Source organism: Microtetraspora niveoalba (assembly GCF_001570405.1).
Lineage (GTDB): Bacteria > Actinomycetota > Actinomycetes > Streptosporangiales > Streptosporangiaceae > Microtetraspora > Microtetraspora niveoalba.
In genome coordinates this window covers 1-804 of record NZ_BBYM01000093.1, presented here as the reverse complement: position 1 = coordinate 804, position 804 = coordinate 1, and the positions used below count along the sequence as shown (strand labels likewise).

The 804-nt window shown below is 68.2% G+C and carries 1 protein-coding gene; it reads right to left on the bottom strand.

Annotation, left to right across the window (positions count from 1 at the left end; translation table 11 throughout):
- Positions 1-772 (bottom strand): beta-ketoacyl reductase (locus AWQ70_RS37115; RefSeq protein WP_245647338.1); only part of this gene is annotated, 772 nt, incomplete at its 3' end.
- Positions 773-804 lie beyond the last annotated feature (32 nt).

Genomic DNA, 804 nt, shown 5'->3' with positions numbered 1-804 from the left:
GGTGATCGAAGACCATGGTCGCGGGCAGCCGCAACCCCGTCTCCCGATTGAGCCGGTTACGCAACTCCACCGCGGTCAGCGACTCGAACCCCAGGTCCTTGAACGTCCGCGTGGCCTCGATGGCCTGAACATCCGGATGTTTGAGCACCGCGGCGACCTCGCCACGGACCAGGTCGAGCAGGATCTGCCGCCGCTGGGACACCGGCAACGGAGCCAGACGACCCGCAAGCGCCGAACCATCCTCCTCACCGAAGGCCACAACCGGCCGCTGCCGCGCCTCGGGCAGATCAGCCAGCAACGGACTCACCCGCGTAGCGGTGAACGTGTCAGTGAAACGCGGCCAATCGATATCCGCGACCGTCACACAGTCCTCACCCGCCTCCACCGCCTGCTCCAGAGCCCGGACCGCCAACTCCGGATCCATCGCGACCATGCCACGCTCACGCAGATAGTCACGGGCGCCCTCCTGCGAGGCCATACCCGCCTCACCCCACGCACCCCACGAAACCGAGGTCCCGGCAAGCCCTCGCGCACGCCGCTGAACGGCAAGCGCGTCCAGGAAAGCGTTCGCCGCACCATAAGCGGCCTGCCCGCCACTGCCCCACACCCCCGCACCCGAGGAGAACATCACGAACATCCCAAGATCGATATCCTGGGTCAGTTCGTGCAGGTGCACCGCGCCCGCGACCTTGCCACCGAGCACCTCCGCCAGTTCCCCCGGCCCGGTCTGCTCCAGCATCGCGGCCTGCCCCACACCCGCGGCATGCACCACACCCGTCAACGGACAGTCCTCCGGGACGCCCG